At 57.0% G+C, this 3,102-nt stretch carries 2 protein-coding genes and 2 pseudogenes; 2 read left to right on the top strand and 2 right to left on the bottom strand.

The annotated features are described in order from the left end of the window. Nucleotides 1-31: 31 nt before the first annotated feature. Nucleotides 32-196 (top strand): annotated as a pseudogene (locus JKG68_RS35070) (CAP domain-containing protein); the annotation flags it as partial. Nucleotides 197-405: 209 nt separating this feature from the next. Next, nucleotides 406-702, top strand: a pseudogene (locus JKG68_RS31590) (M10 family metallopeptidase C-terminal domain-containing protein); the annotation flags it as partial. Between the two features lie 419 nt (nt 703-1,121). Here JKG68_RS31590 and JKG68_RS31585 read toward each other — a convergent pair. Together JKG68_RS31585 and JKG68_RS31580 are read right to left on the bottom strand one after the other, a co-directional pair. Next, nucleotides 1,122-1,415, bottom strand: a complete 294-nt coding sequence (locus JKG68_RS31585) for a DUF5602 domain-containing protein (protein WP_246516116.1) — start codon at nt 1,413-1,415, stop codon at nt 1,122-1,124. 170 nt (nt 1,416-1,585) lie between these two features. Then, nucleotides 1,586-2,752: a TAXI family TRAP transporter solute-binding subunit gene (locus JKG68_RS31580; protein ID WP_202066307.1), complete on the bottom strand. Its 1,167-nt coding sequence runs from the start codon at nt 2,750-2,752 to the stop codon at nt 1,586-1,588. Between the last annotated feature and the right edge of the window lie 350 nt (nt 2,753-3,102).

Below are 3,102 nucleotides of genomic sequence, written 5' to 3'. Positions count from 1 at the left end.
TAGGGCTGGGGCATGGCTTGCCTCCCGGGCCATATCCCGGTCAACGCGCAGCCCACCCGAATGGATTCAAGCCCAGAGCAAAAGCGCTTTAATGAACTCGCCGGGCCACTACGCTAACATTGTCAACGGGTCCTTTGAGGAGATCGGGATCGGCTTGAAGGAAGGCACGATCAACGGCTACAACGTGGTCTTCGTCACCCAGAACTTCGGCACGCCGAATGCTGTGGAGCGGGCTGAGGCGAACGATGTCGGTACCACCACAACGACCGCTCCGCCGACCCCGAGCACAGCCACAGGGCAGACCATCCTCGGCGACGGCTACAGCAACACGCTGTATGGCACGTCCGGCAACGACACCCTCAATGGCAACGGCGGCAGGGAGTCCTCTGGGGCAGTTCCGGCAGCGATACCTTTGTGTTCGACACAGCATCAGAAGCCAACGGGGATACCATCAGCGACTTTGTCCGTGGTGTCGACAAGATCAATCTGTCAGGCATCGATGCCAACACCCGCTCGTATGGGAACCAGGCGTTCAAGTTCATCAGCACGCAGGGCTTCCACAAGGTCGCAGGCGAGCTAAAGGCGTACCAGTCGAGCGGCAACACGTACCTCGCCGGAGACGTCAACGGCGACGGCTATGCCGACTTCACGATCAAGGCTCTTGGCTTGCATACCTTGGCCAGCACTGACGTCCTGCTCTGACGACGGCAAGGGCTCTTGGCTTATCCCGGGAGCCCTCCTCACGGCTGTCATCACTCAGCTTCAGATCAACTGAGGTGGCGGCTCTTCGAGGTGCCTTCTCTATTGGACTATGTACGTGGAAGCGGCGACTACTGCAAGACTGTGAAGCAACTACCAAAGGAGCATTTCGCCATTGTGATTGCGCCCGTCACCATAGTGGAAGGTATAGCCAGAGCATCCAACCGATGGAGCTATGGAACTATGTATCGGTGCTTCTCTTTCCCATGTGACAAAGCCAATGACCGCCTCTGGTACTCTCCGGAAGTGAAGCAAACGTCTACAGCCGCGCGAAGAAGTGGAACTTAATTTAGGCCACTCTACCTCCTGGATTGATCCAGAACGGAAGCCGCTCCATCTCACTGAAGCTCGGACGTTCATCCTTACTTGGCCACTCGTGCCTCACCCCGCTTGTTCACATGCCAGATAACAACATGGTAGTGGGGCACCTCCACACCGGGATGGCCTTCGTTGAAGTACATGGACACATGATCGTTCCGGCCCGCGAACCCTGCTAGGTCGAACTTCTTCCGGTTCCCAATATCCTCAACTGGGATCATGTAGACAGTGCTCACCCGCCGTCCCTGCCGGTCGTAGGCGAGAAACGGTCCTGCTGGCAGAGTCTCGGGGCGGACGTAAAGCACACCTAACCCAGGGAGGAAGCGAGGGATCTTCACGAGATCGCTGACCCTCTTAAAACCACGGGGCGGAGGGCCTAAAGATGTTGAAGGTGTCTGTGCCTCAGCCGTCGAAGACGTCACGATAGCCAGCACACTCGCGACAATTAACTGCTTCCTCATGGCCATCATCCCTCAAGCTCGTTGCGCCTATTGCCAAGACTGCTTCTTCAACGTCTTCCTCGCTGTTCGCGCCAATGCAGGAATTCTTCAAACAAGCGCTCCGCCTCAGCGTCCCGCCCTTCCGGTGCCGTCTTCTGGGGCGTGTCAGATTGCGACACTGAACCCGTAGCTGCAGTGCCTGGGCGTCGGGCCTGTGAACTCTGGAGCCAACGCTCAGCAGGTTTGAACCGCTTCCAACCCGGCAAGGTGGCGGCAAGGTTAACCTCCTGCCACTTGGGATGCCGTGATGGCGCTTGGAATTCAGAGAAGCGGGAGAGGAACGCGTCAACGAAGCTGCCCAGCAATTGGTAGCGACTGCTCTTCTCTGGCCAGTTATAGGCGATGAGGACTGTCCCGACTGCGACAGTCTCTACTCCCTCTCCTGTCGGGATGAGCTTTGGATAATCTTCGTGGCGGAGGCTGGTCGGCAAATAGAGCGTTGCATCGGCGGGAACTGGGATTGGAATCAGATGAAATCCACCATCGTTTATGAGGCGCTCAACCATGGCTGCTGGCTTCGCAGCTAAGAACGCCGTCGCAGCGACCCTCCCTTGCCGCATCTCTTCCAAAGCCTCATCCTGTCCTAAGTAAACCTCCGAGACCTTGACACCAAGCGTCCTAAAGACATAGCGCGCGATGTCTTCAGCGCTGTTGCCGTAGTCCCCAAGATTGACCGGCTTGCCCGCAAGATCGGACACTTGCCGAACGTCCTGTCGCGCTATGACATGGAACTCTTCATTGAAGAGTTTGGTAACGTAGACGAGCCTGCTCTTGAGATCTCCAAGCTCTTTGCTCTCCTGCAAACGGGTAAGTATGTGCTCCTGTGTGATTGCCATGTCCACGCCGGGAAGCGAGAGGACATCACGAACGTCGTGAACGCCGCCACGGCCGACAAATGGGAGAGCGCGCAACGCCAGTTCTCCATTGGGGCCGGTCTCCTGCCCGCTCGCGATGACTTTCGCGATTTCATTGACAAACCGGAGAGCACCCTCCTCAGGGCCTCCTCCAACAATCCCAATTGTGTTCGGGTCGCGAGCAGGAGCGGCTTGTTTTATAATAGGTGGTGTGGGTGGAGTCTGCGCCATCACTAGCGACGGGATTAGCTCCACTAGAAGGAGAAGCGCGGCAGCCACTCCAATCCTCGAAGATCGGGCTACACTATCAGGAACCATCATGGCCTCCCGGCTTGTTGATCCCAACTATCTCGAGTTTTTGGGGATAATTTAGGGCGTGGGATCGAAGGCAGAGTTCACGAGCCCCTCTGTGGGCCGCCTGTGGAGGTGAGCTGAGGTTAGCCAATAGAACGATGTCCGGGAGAAAGATTATTGGGCTTCATTTCCTGGGCACAGTGGAGGTGTGAAGCGCCATCCCGCCACCCAGCTTCAGGATTAGCACGATCAACACGCTCACGGTCGCTATCGGTTTGGCGGAAATGTCAGCTGTTGGCAGATTGCGTTGACAAAGTCGGCATCGAGACGGGCTGGAACAGCGCTGAAGCTTGCTTTATTGAGGTCAGGTCTGAGGT

The sequence above is a fragment of the Microvirga aerilata genome (assembly GCF_016743775.1).
GTDB classification, from domain to species: Bacteria; Pseudomonadota; Alphaproteobacteria; order Rhizobiales; family Beijerinckiaceae; genus Microvirga; species Microvirga aerilata.
This window is presented reverse-complemented; position numbering and strand designations above follow the sequence as displayed.

Coding starts and splice junctions, on each gene's coding strand:
- JKG68_RS31580 (WP_202066307.1), bottom strand. CDS start 2,752: ATGATGGTTCCTGATAGTGTAGCCCGATCTTCGAGGATTGGAGTGGCT.